The following is a 21291-nucleotide window of genomic DNA, read 5'->3' on the forward strand; positions in this document are numbered from 1 at the left end:
AAAATGCCGAAGCTTTTACCCGATTTTATTTCACGCCAGCAAATCATTGAGGCTATTCACGCTTATAACAGCGGCATCTCGCACAAGTTTGATGCTTCTCGTATTTATGACGTTATGCATGATGGGCTAAGCTACCCTCCAAAGGCCATCGTGGGTATTGCAGCGACTAAAATGACTGGAGTTGAGTTTACTCCAGGGGATTTCACAGGAGGAATAAAATCTAAATGCGTGAAATTACTTACAAATCAAGGCTTCGAAATCAGAATTAAAAAGGGAAAAGCATACTTTTCAACGAATAATGATCATCCTGATGAATTACATAGCACCGATCAGTTTTGGGAAGGTTCGACAAAACAAATCACTGTTAACCTTTATGAAAGGGATATTGACGCAAGGAAGTCCGCGATAGCCCACCACGGTACAAATTGCCAAGTATGCAATATTGATTTCTGCAAGATATATGGCGAAATCGGCGAAGGATTTATTCATATCCATCATTTGATACCCCTCTCAACAATCAAAGAGAATTATCGAGTTGACCCGATAAAAGATCTCATCCCAGTTTGCCCAAATTGCCATGCGATGTTGCATAAACGGATCCCCCCATTTACTCCTGAAGAGCTTAAAGGGATTATTTCTAAGGATGGATAATCTGGCTTAATGGTGTCAATGATACAAGGCGAAAAATATGACCTTAACGTTGCTAATGCGCAGCTCTGCCCGCAGGTTGTTCTGACTTTTTGAGATGTGGCTATGCTATCAAAATCACTCAGCAAAAAAGGAATCTTACGTAACTTTTGAAGCAATAAAGGTGCTGAAGCGAAATAGAAATATATCGAATGGATTAAAAACCAAGAAAGTACAGGATAGAAATGGTGCCGACTACCGGAATAGAAAGTACAAGCAATCAATTGTTTTATATGTGATTTTATAAAATAACTAGAAAAATGCCCCCATAAGAACCCCCATCAAACAATTTACAACACAAGGAGATCATGCCCTCAGCACTTGGTCATTTTGTGTGCTTTCCTTCCAATTCGTCATTGGCCTCTATTAATTCTTGTTGCAGCTTATCATTCCATATCGTTAGAATTTTAGTGCTAATCATAGAGTCTACAGTTGGAATCACAGATAGCAGTGAGTCAGTAATATCAACCAGCGATAATCCTGCACACTGCATTGGATCGACTAATCCTTCGTTAGAAGGCCCAGAAAGCAAAATTTCATCATCCCGAATTTTATATGATGAAGACAAGCTTAGTTTATAACCTATGCTTTTCGAACCAATGTGAACTCTATTGCTCGAAAATTTATAAAATGGCCTCAAATATGATAGTCCGACAAAAGACTCCACATCAAAAAATGTAACTTTTTTCTTATTAAAAAGCTCAACACACCAGCCATAATCACTTTTATAACTCTCCCCATATTTATCTAAAAGTTCATTATATTTGTTTTTTATTTTACTAAGAGATAACTCATGTAGCTCTTCGAAACCAAGGCGTTCACAATGTTCTCCATAACTCAAAGAAAACTTATAATCATCAATAAATTTATGGAAGTAATACCTTTCTGCCAATGAATCTTCATTCATTGATATTAGGCGAGATATAACTGCTGACTCATGCAAAGACCGCCACCTTGCCATGGCTCCATCTGCGAACCCACCCTTTAGTAACTGGATGATTTCACAAGCTATTTGTAATGAATGTGCGTGGAGCCTAGTTAGCACATCTAACTTATAACTTTTACTATCTCCACTTCTAAATTCGTCATTAACTTCTGAACCTAGTTCTCGACACATGACGATCATCATTTCAAGGCGCCCCAACGGCTGACCCCAAGTATTATTTAGCCTTTGTTCAAAACCTTTCATTTCATCAAGATGGGTTTTCAAATAATCATATTTATTATTTTCCAATCCAGAATTGTGAATGTTTGCCAGTTCATCAAGCAGTGGCTCAAACTTGTCCTTAAGTTTTTCAAAAACATAATCGATAGTTGTATTATTCTTCTCTGCTATTTTCATTGCATTATCTAAAAACATCTGTTCAATCTTTCTGGATATCATATAAAAACCTACGAAATGGTTCAGAATAGAATAAAAATACACAAGTGAAATTTAACACATAAAATCATAAAAGTGACGAAAATTGCACTACTACCGTACCCACCTACGGTTTTTGTAAGACATAATTTTTTCAGTTTTCATTTTCTACAAAGTGATACGCCAGACCGCCGCCCAAGGGTTATTCCTCATCCAAAACTGCCCTGACCCGCGCTTTAAATTCATCAGCATCAAACTCATCCTTGTCACGATCATCATCAGGATTGAATTGATCCGCGAGACAGAAAATGGTCGAACATTTTTCACTGTCCTGAGCGTTGTCTTTCTGCAAATCACCATTCTCACCCTCCGCTTTCCATAACATCTGATAGGGGTCAGCGAAATCTACAGCGGAGATATGGTCATCAGTAAACGACCTGGCGAAAGCTAAAAGTTTCTGGCTCATTATTGGGTATCCTGCAATTGAACAGACTACGATTGTTTTTTACTTTCATGATATTGAATAATCAGCGCAGCAAGCTCGTCTTCCTCGGCATAAAAATAGGCAACAGGCACATCCAGCACTTTAGCTATTCGGCTGACAGTATCCTGATCTGGCTGATGCTTGCCTTTCTCATACTGATTCATGCGCGCACTTGATGAAGCCTCATCCAGACCAGCAAGCACACCCAACTTGTATTGAGAAAGCCCTGCACGCAAACGTGCTTCCTTGAGTCTCTTGATCAACATGATGTCGGAGCCAACCTTTTCACTAAGTTATTCTTAGTTTTCTATTGTGTTATTTTTAAGCGCCGGGCATACCAAGGATAACTTAGTAATCACCATTATCCGGAGGTCTTACATGGCAGTTTCAAAAGATTGGCATACCGCTGACATCATCGCCGCAATCAGAAAGAAAGGGACAACAATGGCAGCAGTCTCGAGGGACACGGGATTAAGTTCATCCACGCTTTCCAATGCGCTTGCAAGACCGTGGCCAAAAGGTGAAATGATCATTGCAAGGACGATTGGGATTGAGGCAAAAGAGATCTGGCCGAGTCGGTATTTTGATGGGAAAACAGGGGAAAAAAATAGACAGAAAGCTGAGAGCTTGAATTAATTAGTCGTTTGATAATGCAAGAGTTAAAGCAGAAATGGTGCCGACTACCGGAATCGAACTGGTGACCTACTGATTACAAGTCAGTTGCTCTACCTACTGAGCTAAGTCGGCATTTTGGAGTGTTACCGGGGGACTACGGGGTGCTAAATTAGTGAAATATGACGCTGCCGTCAAGCCCCCTGCAGTGCGTTTGCTGCTTTTCTCATCACCCTATGCAAAATAGGGGATTAGCACCGGCTTCATGACTAAAAATCCACCGGTGCTGAATGTTACGGACGGACTAAATCGTCGCCGTAACCAATCCATTTGTAGGTCGTCAGGGCTTCTAATCCCATCGGGCCGCGGGCGTGCAGTTTTTGAGTACTGACCGCCACTTCTGCGCCTAAACCAAACTGTCCGCCGTCGGTGAAACGGGTGCTGGCGTTGACGTACACCGCCGAGGAATCCACTTCACGTACAAACCTGTCCGCGCTGCTGATAGAACGCGTGAGGATCGCATCGGAATGTTCGGTGCCGTAGGTGCGGATATGCGCCACGGCGGCGTCCAGATCGGCGACAACCGTCACGTTCAGATCCAGTGACAGCCATTCATCTGAATAATCTTCTTCGGTGACCGCCAGCACTTTCGCCGGGCCGTTTTGCAGATAAGGCATTGCAGATTCGCTGGCGTGTAACGTCACGCCAGCGCGGTGCATTTTGTCGCTCAGCTCCGGCAGGAAACGGGCGGCAATCGCCTGATGCACCAGCACGGTTTCCAGGCTGTTACAGGCGCTCGGACGCTGCACTTTGGCGCTTTCCAGCACGGTCAGCGCTTTGTCGAAATCTGCGCTTTCATCCACAAATGTATGACACACACCGATACCGCCGGTGATCACCGGAATGGTGGATTGTTCGCGGCACAGTTTATGCAGCGCCGCGCCACCGCGTGGGATCAGCATGTCGACGTATTTATCCAGACGCAGCAGTTCTGCGACCAGTGCGCGATCGGGGCTTTCAATCGCCTGAACCGCCGCTTTCGGTAATCCGCATTCTTCCAGCGCCATCTGGATGACGTTAACCGTCGCCTGATTAGTGTGGTGCGTTTCTTTGCCACCGCGCAGGATCACGGCGTTGCCGGTTTTCAGGCACAGGCTGGCGACATCAATGGTGACGTTCGGGCGCGCTTCATAAATCACGCCGATCACGCCGAGCGGCACACGGCGGCGTTCGAGACGCAAACCGCTGTCCTGCTGTGAACCATCAATCACCTGCCCGACCGGATCGCTCAGGCGGCAGACATCGCGCACGTCGCTGGCAATGGCCGATAAACGCGCGGGCGTCAGCAGCAGCCGGTCTAATAAGGCTTCGCTCATGCCGCTTTCGCGGGCGGCGGACATGTCGAGTTCGTTGGCAAGAATAATGCTCTGGCTGTTGGCCTCAAGCATGTCGGCCATCAGCATCAGCGCACGATTTTTCTGCGCGGTGCTGAGGGTGGAGAGCTGCCAGGACGCGGCTTTCGCGGCCTTGCCCATCTCGTTAAGCATCTGTGGCTCCTTAACTGACAATCATGTCGTCACGATGCACGGCAACCGGGCCGTATTCGTAACCGAGAATTTCGCTGATCTGCTGAGAGTGATGACCGGCAATCATGCGCATCGCATCGCTGTTATAGCGGCTGACACCGTGCGCAAGATCGCGTCCGTTCAGATTGCGGATGCGGATCACTTCGCCACGCGAGAAATCGCCTTTCACTTCGCGGATACCTTTTGGCAGCAGTGAACTGCCGCGCTCCATCATGGCGGAAACCGCGCCGTCGTCGATGGTGATTTCACCGGCTGGCGGTGCGCCGAAGATCCAGCGTTTACGGTTCTCCAGCGGGGTTTCCATCGCGTGGAAACGTGTGCCGACGGACACGCCATTAATCACATCACCAATCACACCCGGCAGGTTGCCTGCGGCAATAATGGTATCGACGCCCGCACGGCACGCGACATCCGCCGCCTGCAATTTGGTCGCCATGCCACCGGTACCCAGCCCGGAAACGCTGTCACCCGCCACACCGCGCAGTTCGTCATCAATCGTCATGACTTCACGGATAAGCTCGGCCTGCGGATTGGTGCGCGGATCGGCGGTAAACAGACCACGCTGATCGGTCAGCAGCAGCAATTTATCGGCCCCGGCCAGAATAGCGGCCAGCGCGGAAAGATTGTCGTTATCACCGACTTTGATCTCAGCCGTCGCCACTGCATCGTTTTCGTTAATCACCGGCACGATATGGTTATCAAGCAGCGCATGCATCGTGTCGCGGGCGTTGAGGAACCGCTCGCGGTCTTCCATGTCGGCACGCGTCAGCAGCATCTGACCAATGTGGATGCCATAAATAGAGAACAATTGCTCCCACAGCTGGATCAAACGGCTTTGCCCGACGGCAGCCAGCAGTTGTTTGGAAGCAATGGTGGCGGGGAGTTCGGGGTAGCCAAGATGTTCACGCCCGGCAGCAATGGCGCCCGACGTCACAATCACAATCCGATGCCCTGCCGCATGTTGCTGCGCGCACTGGCGGACAAGCTCAACAATGTGAGCACGGTTGAGGCGGCGTGAACCGCCAGTGAGCACGCTGGTGCCCAGTTTTACAACCAGTGTCTGGCTACCACTCATAATCGTTCCATTAGTGTGAATAAGAAGTGCTTCTGTGTCTTTTTTAACAGGGGAGAAGCGTTATGCCAACCGGCATAACGCTATAATAGCAGCATTCAGTATGGGAATGGGTAGTACAGAAAGTCAGGCGGAGAGCTTTACGGGTTCTTCGCTGAAATCATCAGCAGGTTCCAGTTTGAGGGACATCTCTTCAATCATCTTGTTGAGATTCTTGTGGAACCCTTTCAATGTCGTCTCAAGCTTCTCACGCACTTCAGCATCTTTAATGTTTTGCGCTTTCCAGATGCCGTCTTTATCGAACAAACCGAAGTGATAAACATAGGTAAAACGTTCGGCTTCAGCCTGCAACTCAATCCACCAGCCCCAGAACTCACGCTTTTCCGGCGCGGGCTTCACGTTCACACAGACAGCTAAGCAGTCAAAGAAAAAGCGGTCGTTCTCGCATTTTCCTTCTCTGATGTACGGTCCCAGCGTACCGAAACGTTTCATTAGCCTGCTTTTAGGATGACCGCTTGGTAACGTCATAGTACAACCTCCATAGAAAGACGATCCTTTTTAGCAAAACGTTAGGAATTAGCAACCATTAAGTTAACGCATATGCTTTTGCAACCACTCACAAATCTCATGCAAAGCCTTGTCAAAATGCTCATAAAGCGGCTCGTTCTGAATCGGTAATAGCTTGCCTTCAGATGAAGAATCCGCAATCAATCTGGCTTCCGCCTTCGGACTGAAGATGTCGTTTTCCCAGTACGCGGCCAGCATTGGCGTCGGCGTTCTGCGCCCCAGCAGCCCCTGCATTTTCAGAGAATATCGATTAAGTTCGGTCTTGAGCGCCGAATCCGACGCGCTCGACATCCCCAGCCGGCTCGCCAGCACATCCATATACATATCGGGAACCTGTTCCTGACATTTCGGATCGCTCAGCAATGAATGCACCAGCGCGCCTAATGTGGCAACGGCACACACACGGCGCGGTTCGAGATAGGCCAGACGCACAGCGACGTTCGCGCCAAAACGATAACCGAGCAGGCTGACACGGCTGGCATCGACCCACGCCACATCGGCAAGCTGGTGCAATACCTGCTGATGCAGGAAGCTGGTGTCCTGGGTGAGTTTCCACTTCGACGAGAACCCGATCGACGGCATGTCGATGGTCAGCATCGCAATGCCCATCGGCGCCAGATAAGAACGGAACAGACGCTGATGGTCACTTTGCAAGGTATCCAGACCGCCGCACACCAAAACAGTCGGGAACGGCGCTTTGCCTTCATTCGGCAGGTGCAGGAAACCGGTGATCGGCGCGCCGCCCGGAATTTTGAATTCGATCTCTTTGAGAGAATACGGCGAATGTTCTGACGATTTCTCAAAGGCTTTATTGGCCAGTACTTCTGACTGCTCTGCCAGCGTATCGCCTTTCAGATGCGGATAACCGGCGATGCTGTAAAGGTTCGCCGCCTTCAGCCAGTATTCGCTGGCCAGGTTCGGATCTTTTTCTTCTGCGGCTTTTTGCTGCCACGCCATCGCCTGATTTGACCATTCGTAAACCCAGTTGCCGTTACGGTAGCCAATGACGGTGTCCAGCAACAGCGGATCGCTGTGCTCGGCTTTGGAAACTGCAATCCGCGACAGCACTTCTTCGACTTCTAAAGGATCGACACCCCGCCACATCCACATCAGGCGGTTAATGGTTCTGTACCAGCAATTTACCGTGTCGCCTTCCAGCGCAGTGTGCATCGGCGGGTGCGTATTATGATGATGAACGCGACGAACCAGCGTCGAAGTTTCCGGATATTTAAAGGAAGGTTTAAACAGTTTTTCCGTAAGGTTGGCTGGAGCCATGATGCAAGATCCTCCGTTAGCAAGCAGCAGGTCGCCCGCAGGCGATCATTTCTGGACGGGATTATAACCCGACCACGTTGCGACAAGTGAGGGGTGAGGTCAAGCGGAAAGGATTTCAAGTCAACAAAAGCAAAACGCCCGGCAATAAGCCAGGCGTTAAATTAGAGGAATATTAACAGTGGAGGATTATTTTCCTACCAGAGGGGGGACGAATACGACCCCCATATCCCACGGCTGTTCGATCCAGGTGTTCTGCGGAATGTCGATGACGTAATCATCGACCAGCGGTGCGCCAGCAGGTTTCGCGAAGATGGTGATGAAATGTGCTTTCGGGTACATTTCGCGGATCGCTTTCGCGGTGCCGCCGGTATCAACCAGATCGTCGATCACGATGAAGCCTTCACCGTCGCCTTCTGCGCGTTTCAGCACTTGCATTTCGCGCTGATTATCATGGTCATAGCTGGAGATACACACGGTATCGACATGGCGGATGCACAGCTCGCGAGCCAGCAACGCTGCAGGGACCAGACCGCCACGGCTGACGGCAATAATGCCTTTCCATTGTTCTGCCGGCAGCAGGCGTTTAGCCATGGTGCGGGCGTGGATTTGCAGCATGTCCCAGGTTACAACGTATTTTTCGCTCATAAAGGTGTCCCAGCCAGTGAATTAACGGCTTCTAAATAAATAATGGGGGGAAAAAAGGTTGCGCGAGATTATAGTGAGTCCGTCTCACAAAAACCAGCGATTATCTGGTCAAAGCGCCCCAAAAAACCCGGAATTTCTCCCCGTCCCCGCGCACAGGTTAAGATTAAGTGATATTCTGTCAGGCCACTCGCCACACAGTCTGGCGGGGATTACTTAACCTTAAACCTACAGCATCTCAATCAGTTCCCCTGCAAACGGAGCCTGAATGAGCTGACTGTTACAGGAGACTTATAGTGTCTGAACTGTCTCAGCTTTCGCCACAACCGTTGTGGGATATTTTTGCCAAAATCTGTTCAATTCCGCACCCTTCTTATCATGAAGAAGAACTGGCAAAACACATCGTTGAATGGGCACAGGAAAAGGGTATCCACGCTGAGCGTGATGAAGTCGGCAACATTTTGCTGCGTAAACCGGCCACGAAAGGCATGGAAAACCGCAAAGCCGTTGCCCTGCAGGCGCACCTCGATATGGTGCCGCAGAAAAACAACGATACCGTTCATGATTTCACTAAAGATCCGATCCAGCCGTTCATCGAAGACGGTTGGGTAAAAGCCCGCGGCACCACGCTGGGTTCTGACAATGGCATCGGCATGGCGTCCGCGCTGGCGGTTCTGGCTGATGACAGCGTAGAGCACGGTCCGCTGGAAGTGCTGCTGACCATGACCGAAGAAACCGGCATGGCAGGCGCATTCGGCCTGCAACCAGACTGGTTACAGTCTGAAATCCTGATCAACACCGATTCCGAAACCGAAGGCGAAATCTACATGGGTTGCGCCGGCGGCATTGATTTTACCGCCACACTGCCACTGAGCCGTGAAGCAGTTCCGGCCGGTTTCACCACGCTGAAGCTGACCCTGAAGGGACTGAAAGGCGGCCACTCCGGCGCTGATATCCATTTAGGACTGGGTAACGCAAGCAAACTGCTGGCGCGTTTCCTGGCAGACAACGCCGATACACTGGGCCTGCGTTTGCTGGATTTCACCGGCGGCACACTGCGTAACGCCATCCCGCGTGAAGCGATTGCAACTCTGGCCGTTGCTGCGGATAAAGCAGACGCACTGAAAGCGGCAGCACAGGAATTCCTGGCGACCATTCAGTTCGAACTGTCAGCGGTAGAGAAGAAAATTGCTCTGGTGGCAGAAGCGGCTGAAAGCAACGCGAAAGCGCTGACCGCAGAAACTCAGGGTAAATTCCTTGCCCTGCTGAACGCGACGCCAAACGGCGTGATCCGCATGAGTGATGACGTGAAAGGCGTGGTAGAAACCTCGCTGAACGTCGGTGTTGTCACCATGAAAGATGACGAAGTAGCGATCAACAGCCTGATCCGTTCTCTTATCGACAGCGGCAAAGAATATGTGGTCAGCATGCTCAACTCACTGAGTGAACTGGCTGGCGCGAAAAGTCTGGCAAAAGGCAGCTACCCTGGCTGGAAACCTGAGCCAAGTTCACCGGTGATGACGCTGGTGCGTGAAACTTACCAGACGCTGTTCAATAAAACCCCGAACATCATGGTGATCCACGCCGGTCTGGAATGCGGTCTGTTCAAAAAACCGTATCCGGACATGGACATGGTTTCCATCGGGCCAACCATCACCGGCCCGCACTCGCCGGATGAGCAGGTTGAAATTGCCAGCGTCGAGCTGTACTGGAAACTGCTGACGGCCCTGCTGAAAGCGATCCCTGAACGCGGTTAATTTTTGCTCCCTCCCCTGCGAAGGGGAGGGTTGGGGTGGGGTATTAAAGCAAAATTAGTTGATTGAAGTTTTCTCAGGCATTGATTTTGCCCGCTAAACCCCCTCCCAGCCTCCCCCTTCGCAGGGGGAGGAGTTTAAATCTAACAATAGCTGCCGCTCGATTTGGGGATCTTGCAACGTCACATGTAACCCCACCAGCCTGACCCCTCTTCCGCCACGCCGCTGTTCCCAGGCATCACGCGCGACTTTCAGTAAATCTTCTTTATTCAGCACCGGCCACACGTGCTCCTGCGTGGTCTGCTGGAAATCATGAAATTTGAGTTTTACACCCTGTCTCGCAATGCGCAGATCCGGGCTGACGCGGCTTAAGCGCGTTTGCAGTTCGGGATACAAACGTTCGATCAGCGCCACGCACTCTTCCCAGCTGTGAATATCTTCGGCCAGCGTACGTTCCACACCGACGGATTTACGCAACCGCTCGGGGGAAATCTCGCGCTCATCAATCCCCTGACAGCGTTCCCACAACACGCGTCCAAACTTGCCAAAGCGTTTGAGCAGTTTCGCCAAATCGTAACGCTGTACATCACCGCAGGTGATCAACCCCTGCTCCTGCAACCGCTGGGCGGTGACTTTGCCGACGCCGGGGATTTTACTCAGCGGCAAATCTTGTAAAAACGCGTCCACTTTATCGGGCGTAATCACAAACTGGCCGTTGGGTTTATTCAGGTCTGAGGCGATTTTTGCCAGAAATTTTATCGGCGCAATGCCCGCAGAAGCCGTCAGATTGATTTCATCGAAAATGGCCTGACGAATTTCAGCGGCGATAAGCGTGGCGGAACCATTGCATTGGGTGGCGTCGGAAACATCCAGATAAGCTTCATCGAGTGACAACGGTTCAATCAATGGCGTATAACGCGCGAAGATTTCACGAATGTGGTTTGACGCTTCTTTATAGGCGTCCATTCTGCCGGGAATGACTTTCAGATGCGGGCACAGTTTCAGGGCCATGCCGGTAGGCATTGCGCTGTGTACACCAAATTTGCGGGCAGGATAATTGGCGGTACTGATGACGCCACGGCGGTCACGACTGCCGCCGATAGCGATTGGAATATCGCGCAGGGAAGGATCGTCGCGCATCTCGACGGCCGCGAAAAAGCAGTCCATATCCACATGAATGATTTTACGCATAGCCCTCCCCCCCAATGACTGTATAAGTATACAGTTGAGTGTGGAGATTTCCAACACAGAAAATGTTGGTTAATTTCGCTTAATTAATCACCATTCATGGCAAGGTAATAAATTTCCGATTGGGAAATTCATTATTCATTATTTGGTGATTGCTAAAAAATTAATCAGTATTAATATGGCATCGTTTCAGACAGGCAGTACATAAGAAGAAAATCAGTGGCGGTCTTACAGGCAGTTCCGCTGTAGACAAAATAATCGACATTATTACCAAGCAGGATTTAGAATGATCAGAATCGCGCTGTTTCTTGCGATGCTCCTCAGTTTGCCTTTATTTACAGCAAATTACGCCGTGGCCAGCGATGCTGTCCCGGTCAACGCGACGCTTAAAAAGCAATTGTTAGGCGCTCCGGTTTATATCCAGATCTTCAAACAAGAACGTAAACTCGAATTGTTTGCCCAGCTCGACGGCGAATTTCGTCTGATCGGCAGTTACGGCATCTGCGATTTTTCCGGCGGTTTGGGAAATAAACGTCGCGAAGGTGATTTCAAAAGCCCGGAAGGTTTCTACAACGTGGATATTCACCACCTGAAACCCGACAGCCGCTTTTATCGCGCCATCAACATCGGTTTCCCCAATGCTTACGACATCTCGCAGGGCTATTCGGGTAAGTATCTGATGATCCACGGAAACTGTAAGTCTATCGGTTGCTACGCCATGACCGACGGCTACATGGACGAAATCTTTACCTATGTGCAGGCGGCATTCCAGTTCGGGCAACGTAATCTGCAGATCAGCATTTATCCGTTCAAAATGACCGATGCCAACATGAAAGCACACAAAAACTCAAGCTACTACAGCTTCTGGAGCCAGTTGCAGCCGGGATATGCGTACTTTGAGAAACACCATCAGCCACCGAATGTTGTGGTTACTGACGGTAAATATGAAGTGCTGCAGCCGTTGTCTAACACCCCGCTGTCCTCACAGCTGGCGTTCGCCCCGATGAAATAACGCGAACTCACCTGGGGCAATCTTGTTCCAGGTTTCGTTTGCGGTCAGCGGTTGCGTGGCAATCACGGTGACGACATCATTCGGTGTCGTCTGCTGCTGAAAATCAATTTCCACATCCTGATCCAACAACGTTGCCTTTCCGAAAGGCGCCCGCCGCGTGATCCAGTGCAAATTCGTCGAGCAGTATGCCATCACGAAATTGCCGTCCGACAGCAACATGTTAAACACCCCTTTCTGCCGTAACTCATCAGCCAGCGACGCGATATAGCGAAACACCGGCGGCCAGCTTGCAGGGCGGCGCGGATAACGTTGGGTGAGTTTATGCAGCAACCAGCAAAAAGCGTACTCACTGTCTGTCTGACCGACAGGGCGCAGCGTGCCGGTATCCAGCTGGCGGTAACCGCGAAGCTGGCCGTTGTGCGCGTAAGTCCAGTTGCGTCCCCACAGTTCGCGGGTGAACGGATGGGTATTTTCCAGCGCCACTTCGCCACGGTTTGCCTGACGAATATGAGAAATCACCGCGCAGGATTTGATCGGGTATTCCTGAACAAGGCGGGCAATGGGCGAATTAAAACTTGGCGTCGGATCTTTAAAAGTACGACAGCCATTGCTTTCATAAAAGGTAATGCCCCAGCCGTCTTTATGCGGACCAGTCCCGCCACCGCGCTGCACTAATCCACTGAAACTGAAACAAATATCAGTAGGGACGTTAGCGCTCATCCCGAGCAATTCGCACATCACCTGCCTCCTTTACGGCAAAAATCTTATGCCTTGACCATCTCTTTTTCGATTAAGAGAATCAGGATATGAATCACTTTAATGTGGATTTCCTGCACGCGGTCAGCGAAACCAAAGTGCGGAACGCGGATTTCCACGTCGGCTGAGCCGTCCATTTTGCCGCCATCTTTACCGGTCAGGGTAATGACTTTCATGCCTTTAGCGCGGGCAGCTTCGATAGCTTTGATCACGTTACCAGAATTGCCGGAAGTGGAGATCCCCAGCAGAACGTCACCTTTCTGGCCAACGGCTTCCAGATAACGGGAGAAAATGTATTCGTAACCGAAATCGTTGCCGACGCAGGAGATGTGGCTGACATCAGAAATGGCAATCGCCGGATAGCCCGGACGGTTTTCACGATAACGGCCTGTCAGCTCTTCCGCGAAATGCATGGCGTCACAATGTGAACCGCCGTTGCCGCAGGAAATCACTTTCCCACCCGCTTTGAATGAATCTGCCAGCAGCACTGCTGCACGTTGAATAGACTCAATATTTGCCGGATCGCTGATGAATTTATTCAGCGTCTCAGCAGCTTCGTTCAGTTCAGTACGGATAATATCCTGGTACATAGCAGCCTCTTTTATGTCCATTTGCAGCCGGTTTACGCACGGCCGATAGCAATAAAACGTTCCGCTGTGCAGTTTAACGGAAAGCCGAAACAGCGAGAAGCAATGAAGCGGTAATGATTCCGATAGTTTCTATTTTTGACGCTTCGTGCGGCCGGTTTGTGAGCTGTGTTGTAATTAGTATGTAAACACATTGATAAAGAAATGAGCATGAACTAAAACCATTGTATCCCTACAACAGGTCAGACCTCCTACTACTCAGGAGCTTTACTATGATGGTTCTTAGCATTGTTGCATTTGTCGTGATCCTTGGTGTGTTGTTCTACCACAAGGTCAATCTTGCCCTTAGCAGCCTGATTTTACTGGCGTTTACCGCTGCCATGGGTGCCATTAATTTGTGGACGTTATGGCTTCTGGTGCCGCTGGCGATCATTTTGCTGCCGTTCAATATTCCTGCCCTGCGTCGTTCATTGTTCTCAGCCCCTGCCCTGCGTACCTTCCGTAAAGTGATGCCGGCCATGTCACGCACGGAAAAAGAAGCCATTGAAGCCGGGACGACCTGGTGGGAAGGCGATCTGTTTGGCGGTAAGCCTGACTGGAAAAAATTGCAGGATTACCCTGAACAGCAACTGACCGAAGAAGAGCAGCGCTTTATTGACGGGCCGGTTGAAGAAGCCTGTCGCATGGCGAATGATTTCCAGATAACCCATGAACTGGCAGATTTGCCGCCGGAACTGTGGGCGTATCTGAAAGAACATCGCTTCTTCGCGATGATCATTAAGAAAGAATACGGCGGCCTGGAATTCTCCGCTTACGCTCAGGCACGTGTGTTGCAAAAACTGGCCGGTGTATCCGGTATTCTGGCGATCACCGTCGGTGTGCCGAACTCCCTCGGCCCGGGTGAATTGTTGCAACATTACGGCACACAGGAGCAGAAAGATCACTATCTGCCGCGTCTGGCCGAAGGTCTTGAAATCCCTTGTTTCGCCCTGACCAGCCCGGAAGCGGGTTCTGATGCCGGTGCTATTCCGGATTTCGGTATCGTCTGTAAAGGCCAGTGGCAGGGGAAAGAAGTCCTCGGTATGCGTCTGACGTGGAACAAACGCTACATCACGCTGGCCCCTATCGCCACCGTGCTGGGTCTGGCGTTTAAACTGAGAGATCCCGATCATCTGCTCGGCAGCGAAACCGAACTGGGCATTACCTGTGCGCTGATCCCAACCGACACCGCCGGTGTCGAAATTGGCCATCGTCACTTCCCGCTGAACGTGCCGTTCCAGAACGGTCCGACGCGCGGCCACGATATTTTCGTGCCGATCGACTACATCATTGGCGGCCCGAAAATGGCCGGTCAGGGCTGGCGTATGCTGGTGGAATGTCTGTCTGTGGGTCGTGGTATTACCCTGCCGTCTAACTCCACGGGTAGCCTGAAATCTCTGGCGCTGGCGACTGGCGCATATGCCTATATCCGCCGTCAGTTCAAACTGCCTATCGGCAAAATGGAAGGCATCGAAGAACCGCTGGCACGCATTGCCGGTAACGCTTATGTGATGGACGCCGCTGCAACCCTGATTACCAACGGCATTATGCTCGGCGAAAAACCGGCGGTGCTGTCGGCTATCGTGAAATACCACTGTACTCACCGCGGCCAGCGCGCCGTGATGGATGCGATGGATATCACCGGCGGTAAAGGCATTATGCTCGGCACCAGCAACTTTGTGGCCCGTTCTTATCAGGGCGCGCCAATTGCGATTACCGTGGAAGGTGCCAACATTCTGACCCGCAGCATGATCATCTTCGGTCAGGGCGCGATCCGCTGCCATCCTTATGTTCTGCGTGAAATGGCGGCGGCTGAGAAAAACGATCTGGTTGATTTCGACCGTGCACTCTTCGGACATATCGGCCATGTCGGCAGTAACAATATGCGCAGCTTCTGGCTCGGTCTGACCGGCGGTCGCACCAGCGATACACCGGTTAACGATGAAACGGCGCGTTACTATCAGCACATTAACCGTCTGAGCGCCAACCTGGCACTGCTGTCTGATATTTCGATGGGCGTGCTCGGTGGCAGTCTGAAACGTCGCGAACGTATTTCCGCCCGTCTCGGCGATATCCTCAGCCAGATGTATCTGGCGACGGCGACGCTGAAACGTTATGACGAAGAAGGTTGTAACGAAGCGGATTTACCGCTGGTTCACTGGGGCGTGCAGGATTGTCTGCATCAGGCTGAAGTGGCTATCGACGATTTACTGCGTAACTTCCCGAACCGTTTCGTGGCGGGTGTGATGCGTCTGGTGATTTTCCCGCTGGGTCTTTCACATGCCGCACCGTCTGACCGTCTGGATCACGAACTGGCGCGCATTCTCCAGCTGCCGTCTGCGACCCGCAGCCGCATCGGTCGTGGTCAGTATCTGACGCCAAGCGAGCACAATCCGGTCGGTCTGCTGGAAGAAGCGTTGCAGGATATTCTGGCCGCTGAGCCGGTTCACAAACGTCTGTGCGACGCGATGGGTAAAAAGCTGCCGTTCACCCGTCTGGATATTCTGGCGCAAAAAGGTCTGGATGCTGGTCATCTGAGCGCCGACGATGCGCGTATCCTGAGTCGTGCGGAAGAAAGCCGTCTGCGTTCAATCAATGTCGATGAGTTTGAGCCGGACGCCCTGGCTGCGCAAAAACCAGAAGCGGAGAAAGACAGCGTAAAAAAGGCTGAGGCGAAACCCCGCCACACCGAAGCTGCCTGATTTAACGTTTAATCCATAGAAAAGCCTGAGTGTTTACGCACTCAGGCTTTTATTATTTGTGAAGATACACACGTATTACCCTAAAGAATTCAGGTTGCAGGAAGGCGGCAAGTAAACGCATCCCCAGGAACATAGATAACTATGTGACTGGGGTAAGTGCGCGAAGCCAACGCATCTGCAGCCAGAATTATGACGGGTAATTTAGAAGTAGTATTTAAAGCGGACACGCGCCCCATACCTCTGGTCACTGTCATCATCGCTGCTGTAAGTTTTATCCGCTTCCAGCATGGAGATGTACGCGCCCAGATAAACGTTGAAGTTTTCCATGTTCATGACGTTCGGGATCAGGTAGCTGGCGTGAACGGTATGGATGTCGTAGTTGCCCGGCTCATCGAACCAGTCATCGTCGTAATCAGATGCGCGGACACCCTCGATATTAAAGTCTTCAATTTTGTTGTGCGCGTAGATGTAACCCAGTTCGAAGTTTTTCCACAACGCATTGGCACCGACGGTGAAGTCCTTCTCATCTGACGCATCCATATACGCCGTGCTCAGGTTTGCTATCACGCCATTTTCCGGGTCAGCTTTCTGGCCGTCCCAGGTCATTGTCAGGCCATAACCATTACGTTTGGACTGATCGACGAATTCGTTTTTATCGTTGGTGTAACCATACGCGTTGTTCACCACGTTGGTTTCCATTGCCGCCGCGACTGACAAGGCATCCCCTTTCCAGGCAATGATCGGGCGCAGATAGGCAACGTTTTTGTCATTCTCAAGTTCGTTGCCATGATAGTTTTGATCGGCAAACAAGGCTGAACCGTTTTCCAGCAAGGTATTCAGCTCGAAATACCAGTTGCCGATATTTTTATTCAGCATGATGTTGCCGCCGCTGTCACTACGCCCGCGCCCTTCTTTCATCATATAGACATAGCCATAACCATCGGCGTACAAGTCGTTGGCGGTATTCCCGGAGTATTCGATGAAGGTATCCTGATTAAGCGGGAACATATCGTAGGCTTCGAAACGACCGATTTTTGCCATCCAGTCTTTTTCCTCACCGAAGAAGAAGGCGGCATCATCAAGATTCATCGAGCCATTCAGGTCAGCCGTTGGCTGTACAGAGAAACCGGAGAACTGGCCATTATCATTACGGCGATAACCATCCAGCCCGATTAATAACCGCCCGTTAACATCCCAGCGTTCATTATTTCCCGGCTTCCAGTTTTTATTGTCACTGGTTCGCACAGAGGTTAATTGCCCTGTACGACTTGCGCCGTCGATATTAAACTCCACATCGCCATACAGTTTTAAATTATCGAATCCATTAAGTGTTAATAATTTGTCTTGCGATATTCCATCTTTTTTAACTTCAACAGGATTAGCTTCTTTGACGATAGCAATTTCCTGTTCGCGTTTGATGTCCTGATGTTTGAGCTGCTCAATTTGCTTTTCTGCCGTTTCTGCTCGCGTTTCTGCCTGCTGCAGACGCTGTTCGAGCTGCGCCATGCGTGCTTCCAGACTGCTTTGAGACGCCGCAGCCACAGAAGAACCCGAAACGGCAAATCCGACGAACAAGGCCAGCGCTTTAATTTTTGTCATAAAAAGATATCCTTTTCACTATAAAATTTAACCGCTGCCCTTCAATTAACAGCGGTGTTTTATTTTTTTTGAAATAGTGCCCAGAGGTATTACGGCGAGGGATGAAGATAGTTTCCGGATTAATATCCTGTCAAAAATAAACTGGAAAAACGTGAAGTGAGAAAGGAAATAACTAAATTCCGCAATTACAGAATCAATAAACGTAAAACGGGAGCCTTTTTTGAGGCTCCCGCTTATTATTCACTAATGAAGTATTCTCTGTGAAAATATTTATTTCATGAATACTTTATATTCAGCCCTTCTTAGGACGCACTTTCGCCGTCAGCCCTTTCAGGAAATAACGCATTACCTGATCGCCGCAAGGACGGTAGTTTTTATGGCCTTCCTTGCGGAAGAACGCACTCAGTTCGCCTTCGGAGACTTTGAAATCTGCCGCAGTCAGCACGGAAATCATGTCTTCGGTTTTCAGCTCAAACGCCACACGCAATTTTTTCAGCATGATGTTGTTGGTCAGACGCTTTTCTACTTCCGGTGCCGGGAAGCGATCGTCTTTACCGCGTTTGAAGGTGATCAGGCCATTAAGGAAGTTTGCCATCACTTCGTCTGGCACTTCCATGTAGCCTTCTTCGTCTTCTTTTTTCAGGTAACGTGACATCACTTCAGGGCTGACAGGCGTACCGGTCGTTTTAAGGATCTCAATCAACTGACCTTCGCTCAAATCCAGCATGTAGCGCACGCTGCGCAAGACATGGTTATGCATCATAATTCTGTATTCCTGTTAAAAGTAAACCGAGGAAATGCCACCGGGTTTACCCCTACGCACCTCGAAGGCGGGCATTATACAAGAATCTTACAGGATTAGCTGAACTGACGGATCCGCGCAATAAGTGACTCCACATCGCCGATTTGTTGTGCAGTGATAATGAGTTTTTGTCCGAGGCTCAGCGCGTGGCGCTGGCAATCGGCGCGCATCGCCGCATCTTTAATGCTATCAATATCGGCGACGTGCGCCAGCCCGATGGTGCGGCGGATCAACTCCGCGCCGCAATAACCTACGGCATCGTGCCAGACTTCCTGCAGGAAAACTTCCGCATAGCCCGGCTCCGCCAGCGTCGGATCTTGTGATTTATCCCGCGCCAGTTGCAGGAAACGTTCCGAGAAGCTCAGCCACAGTTCACGCACATCTTTCAGGCGCTGCTCACGGCCATCTGCCGCTTCACGCACCCCGACCAGTCCCGGCAGACCGCAGTAGTTCAGCAGCAGATTTCCCATTGCCGAACCCGGATCAAATCCCAGCGGACCGTAATAACCGAATTCCGCGTCGATGGCTTTCAGTTTACCTTCGGCGACGAAAATCGACCCGCTGTGAATATCGCCGTGCAGCAACGCTTCCGCTTTACTCAGGAAACGGTGTTTCAGCGCAGCCACCGCCAGTCGCAGCGGTTTATCCGCACGCAGCGCATCCACTTCCGGCTGCAATACGGCATCAAAATTATTGCGTTCGTGATCGACATACGGATCGGTAAAGAACAGATCTTCGGTGATCTGACACAGTTCAGGGTTGGTAAAACGGGAAACTTCGGCTTTTTTGGTCTGCGCGTTCTGGAAGAAATCCGAGGTATGGAACAACGTCTGCGCCAGATATTCTCCCAGCTGGGCAGAAGCCTGCGGGTAGTATTTCCCCTGCACCAGCTCGCTACGCCAGATGTGATGATCCGACAAATCTTCCTGCACCATCACCGCCAGTTCTGCGTCGTGATGTAAAACGCTGACCGTGTGCTGCGGGCAATACTGACCGTGAATGATCAGGGTTTCAGCTTCAATGCGCGCACGATCTAAAGTCAGCGGCCAGGATTCACCCACACAACGCACATACGGCAGCGCCTGTTTGACGATCACCCGGCTTTTACCCGCAGTATCGCGGATCTTAAACACCAGATTCAGGTTTCCGTCACCGATTTCATCGGCAGTGACCAGGGAGTGCGGATCTGCCACGCCGCCAAACTGACGGGCATATTCAACGGCATCTTTGGCGGTAAATGTGTAGTAGCGCGACATCCTGACCTCTCGAATTCTTTTTTAGCCTTTAAAGCGTTTAGACGTCTATACATCCGTTACGCATGTTGGCAGAATAAGTGACCAGATGCAACCGGGCAACAAGGATTTAACCAATAATGCAAAGCCTCACAACCACCAGTTTACGTATTCGTGAAAACCAGCTGTGGATCCTCGACCAGCAAGCCCTGCCGCAACGGTCTGACTGGCGCGAATGTCGCGACGTCAGCGAACTGGTGGATCACATCCGCACCCTGCGCGTGCGTGGTGCGCCGCTGATTGGCTTGTCCGCCAGCCTGCTGCTGGCGCTGCTGGCTGAACAGGGAATGGCGCAGGATGAATTACATCATGCGCTGGACACGCTGCGCGCTGCGCGCCCGACCGCCGTGAATCTGATGAACAATCTCGACCGGATGAAAGTCGCGCTGCAACAACCTGATTACGTGAAGGCGTTATCAGAAGAAGCGTTGCGTCTGGTGGATGAGGACCGGGCATTGTGCGACAGCATTGCCACACATGGCGCTAAGCTGGTCACACCCGGCAGCCGCCTGCTGACCCATTGCAACACCGGCGGGCTGGCAACGGCAGGCGTCGGCACGGCGATCGGGGTGATCCGCCGCGCCCATGAACAGGGGAATGTAGAACAGGTGTGGGTGGACGAAACCCGTCCGCTGTTACAGGGCGGACGTCTCACCGCCTGGGAGCTCGGTGAGCTGGGCATTCCTTATCAGCTGATTTGTGATTCGATGGCCGCCAGCCTGATGGCACAAAAGCGCGTCGATGCCATCTGGGTCGGCGCTGACCGCATTGCTGCGAATGGCGATGTTGCCAACAAAATCGGCACTTACAGCCTGGCGGTTCTGGCGAAATATCACGGCATTCCGTTCTACGTCGCCGCACCGCATACCACGCACGATCCGCATTGTCCGAACGGTGCCGCTATCCCCATCGAACAGCGCGCCGCAAGCGAAGTCACCGGTGTTTCCGGCAGTTTTGGGTCCGTGCAATGGGCACCGCTGGACGCACAGGTTTATAACCCGGCGTTTGACGTCACCCCGGCAGAACTGATCAGCGGATGGGTGCTGGATGTGGGCGTGGTGACGCCGGATCAGGTTCGCGAAGGGATCTTCAGGCGAGCCTTACGTTAACCCTCTGGTAAATAATGCAGCGCCTGCAGGCGCTGTTTTTTTGAGCTAATGATAAAGAAAATCCATTAATGTAAGGAAATCGAAAAGCAATATCTGTTAGGATTATCATTAGCCAATTTTAAATTTTACTCTCTCTCAGCGCCGGTATTCCGCGCCCGAAAGAGTA

20 protein-coding genes and 1 tRNA gene are annotated in these 21291 nt (G+C 50.8%); 6 read left to right on the plus strand and 15 right to left on the minus strand.

All coding sequences use genetic code 11. The annotated features are described in order from the left end of the window. Positions 1-3 precede the first annotated feature (3 nt). Positions 4-651, plus strand: a complete 648-nt coding sequence (locus EC840_RS20555) for an HNH endonuclease (RefSeq protein ID WP_132966832.1) — start codon at positions 4-6, stop codon at positions 649-651. Positions 652-1012: 361 nt separating this feature from the next. Here the strand turns inward: EC840_RS20555 and EC840_RS20560 are convergent, their stop codons facing one another. The 3 genes from EC840_RS20560 to EC840_RS20570 form a co-directional block, all read right to left on the minus strand. Beyond that, complete coding sequence (locus EC840_RS20560) at positions 1013-2047, minus strand: DUF5677 domain-containing protein (protein ID WP_119822725.1); 1035 nt, start codon at positions 2045-2047, stop codon at positions 1013-1015. Between the two features lie 202 nt (positions 2048-2249). Beyond that, positions 2250-2513 (minus strand): colicin immunity domain-containing protein, encoded by a 264-nt coding sequence (locus EC840_RS20565; RefSeq protein ID WP_119822726.1) that lies wholly within the window; start codon positions 2511-2513, stop codon positions 2250-2252. A 26-nt stretch (positions 2514-2539) separates the two neighbouring features. Further along, positions 2540-2797 (minus strand): helix-turn-helix transcriptional regulator, encoded by a 258-nt coding sequence (locus EC840_RS20570; RefSeq protein WP_119822727.1) that lies wholly within the window; start codon positions 2795-2797, stop codon positions 2540-2542. 112 nt (positions 2798-2909) lie between these two features. Between EC840_RS20570 and EC840_RS20575 the strand changes: the two genes are divergently transcribed. After that, entirely contained in the window at positions 2910-3167 is a 258-nt protein-coding gene (locus tag EC840_RS20575) for a helix-turn-helix transcriptional regulator (RefSeq protein WP_132966834.1), read from the plus strand. A 35-nt stretch (positions 3168-3202) separates the two neighbouring features. Here EC840_RS20575 and EC840_RS20580 read toward each other — a convergent pair. From EC840_RS20580 to gpt, 6 genes are all read right to left on the minus strand, one after another. Continuing rightward, positions 3203-3278: transfer RNA gene (locus EC840_RS20580), tRNA-Thr, on the minus strand. 158 nt (positions 3279-3436) lie between these two features. After that, positions 3437-4690, minus strand: coding sequence for a glutamate-5-semialdehyde dehydrogenase (gene proA, locus EC840_RS20585; RefSeq protein ID WP_112290911.1), 1254 nt, complete (start codon positions 4688-4690; stop codon positions 3437-3439). 10 nt (positions 4691-4700) lie between these two features. Then, positions 4701-5804 (minus strand): glutamate 5-kinase, encoded by a 1104-nt coding sequence (proB, locus tag EC840_RS20590; RefSeq protein WP_112290913.1) that lies wholly within the window; start codon positions 5802-5804, stop codon positions 4701-4703. Between the two features lie 123 nt (positions 5805-5927). After that, positions 5928-6329, minus strand: coding sequence for a sigma factor-binding protein Crl (gene crl, locus EC840_RS20595; RefSeq protein WP_112290914.1), 402 nt, complete (start codon positions 6327-6329; stop codon positions 5928-5930). Between the two features lie 63 nt (positions 6330-6392). Continuing rightward, the gene (gene frsA, locus EC840_RS20600; RefSeq protein ID WP_132966835.1) at positions 6393-7643 is read right to left on the minus strand and encodes an esterase FrsA; all 1251 of its coding nucleotides are present in this window, start codon (positions 7641-7643) and stop codon (positions 6393-6395) included. A gap of 186 nt (positions 7644-7829) precedes the next feature. After that, positions 7830-8288, minus strand: coding sequence for a xanthine phosphoribosyltransferase (gene gpt / locus EC840_RS20605; protein ID WP_013574288.1), 459 nt, complete (start codon positions 8286-8288; stop codon positions 7830-7832). Between the two features lie 293 nt (positions 8289-8581). Here gpt and pepD point away from each other — a divergent pair, with 293 nt between their 5' ends. Beyond that, entirely contained in the window at positions 8582-10042 is a 1461-nt protein-coding gene (gene pepD / locus EC840_RS20610; protein ID WP_132966837.1) for a beta-Ala-His dipeptidase, read from the plus strand. A gap of 93 nt (positions 10043-10135) precedes the next feature. Here pepD and dinB read toward each other — a convergent pair whose 3' ends face one another. Continuing rightward, the gene (gene dinB / locus EC840_RS20615; protein WP_129639170.1) at positions 10136-11230 is read right to left on the minus strand and encodes a DNA polymerase IV; all 1095 of its coding nucleotides are present in this window, start codon (positions 11228-11230) and stop codon (positions 10136-10138) included. A gap of 283 nt (positions 11231-11513) precedes the next feature. On the opposite strand from dinB, the gene dpaA reads away from it, so the two are divergent. After that, entirely contained in the window at positions 11514-12239 is a 726-nt protein-coding gene (dpaA, locus tag EC840_RS20620; protein ID WP_113877968.1) for a peptidoglycan meso-diaminopimelic acid protein amidase, read from the plus strand. Here dpaA and EC840_RS20625 read toward each other — a convergent pair. Together EC840_RS20625 and lpcA are read right to left on the minus strand one after the other, a co-directional pair. Beyond that, entirely contained in the window at positions 12210-12977 is a 768-nt protein-coding gene (locus EC840_RS20625; RefSeq protein WP_132966839.1) for a class II glutamine amidotransferase, read from the minus strand. The two genes, dpaA and EC840_RS20625, sit on opposite strands and share 30 nt — an antisense overlap. A 26-nt stretch (positions 12978-13003) precedes the next feature. Next, positions 13004-13585 carry a D-sedoheptulose 7-phosphate isomerase gene (lpcA, locus tag EC840_RS20630; protein WP_132966841.1) on the minus strand — a complete coding sequence of 194 codons (582 nt, stop codon included), beginning with the start codon at positions 13583-13585 and terminating at the stop codon, positions 13004-13006. A gap of 269 nt (positions 13586-13854) precedes the next feature. Here lpcA and fadE point away from each other — a divergent pair, with 269 nt between their 5' ends. Beyond that, complete coding sequence (gene fadE / locus EC840_RS20635; RefSeq protein ID WP_132966843.1) at positions 13855-16323, plus strand: acyl-CoA dehydrogenase FadE; 2469 nt, start codon at positions 13855-13857, stop codon at positions 16321-16323. A 201-nt stretch (positions 16324-16524) separates the two neighbouring features. On the opposite strand, the gene EC840_RS20640 is transcribed toward fadE, so the two are convergent. The 3 genes from EC840_RS20640 to mtnK form a co-directional block, all read right to left on the minus strand. Beyond that, the gene (locus tag EC840_RS20640) at positions 16525-17922 is read right to left on the minus strand and encodes a carbohydrate porin (protein WP_132966845.1); all 1398 of its coding nucleotides are present in this window, start codon (positions 17920-17922) and stop codon (positions 16525-16527) included. 292 nt (positions 17923-18214) lie between these two features. Then, entirely contained in the window at positions 18215-18685 is a 471-nt protein-coding gene (locus tag EC840_RS20645; RefSeq protein WP_095923134.1) for a DUF1456 family protein, read from the minus strand. Between the two features lie 95 nt (positions 18686-18780). Continuing rightward, complete coding sequence (mtnK, locus tag EC840_RS20650; protein ID WP_132966847.1) at positions 18781-19980, minus strand: S-methyl-5-thioribose kinase; 1200 nt, start codon at positions 19978-19980, stop codon at positions 18781-18783. Positions 19981-20096: 116 nt separating this feature from the next. Here mtnK and mtnA point away from each other — a divergent pair, with 116 nt between their 5' ends. After that, positions 20097-21125 (plus strand): S-methyl-5-thioribose-1-phosphate isomerase, encoded by a 1029-nt coding sequence (gene mtnA, locus EC840_RS20655; protein WP_129639174.1) that lies wholly within the window; start codon positions 20097-20099, stop codon positions 21123-21125. The last annotated feature ends 166 nt before the right edge of the window (positions 21126-21291 follow it).

This window comes from Rahnella sp. JUb53, from assembly GCF_004346065.1.
GTDB lineage: Bacteria > Pseudomonadota > Gammaproteobacteria > Enterobacterales > Enterobacteriaceae > Rahnella > Rahnella variigena.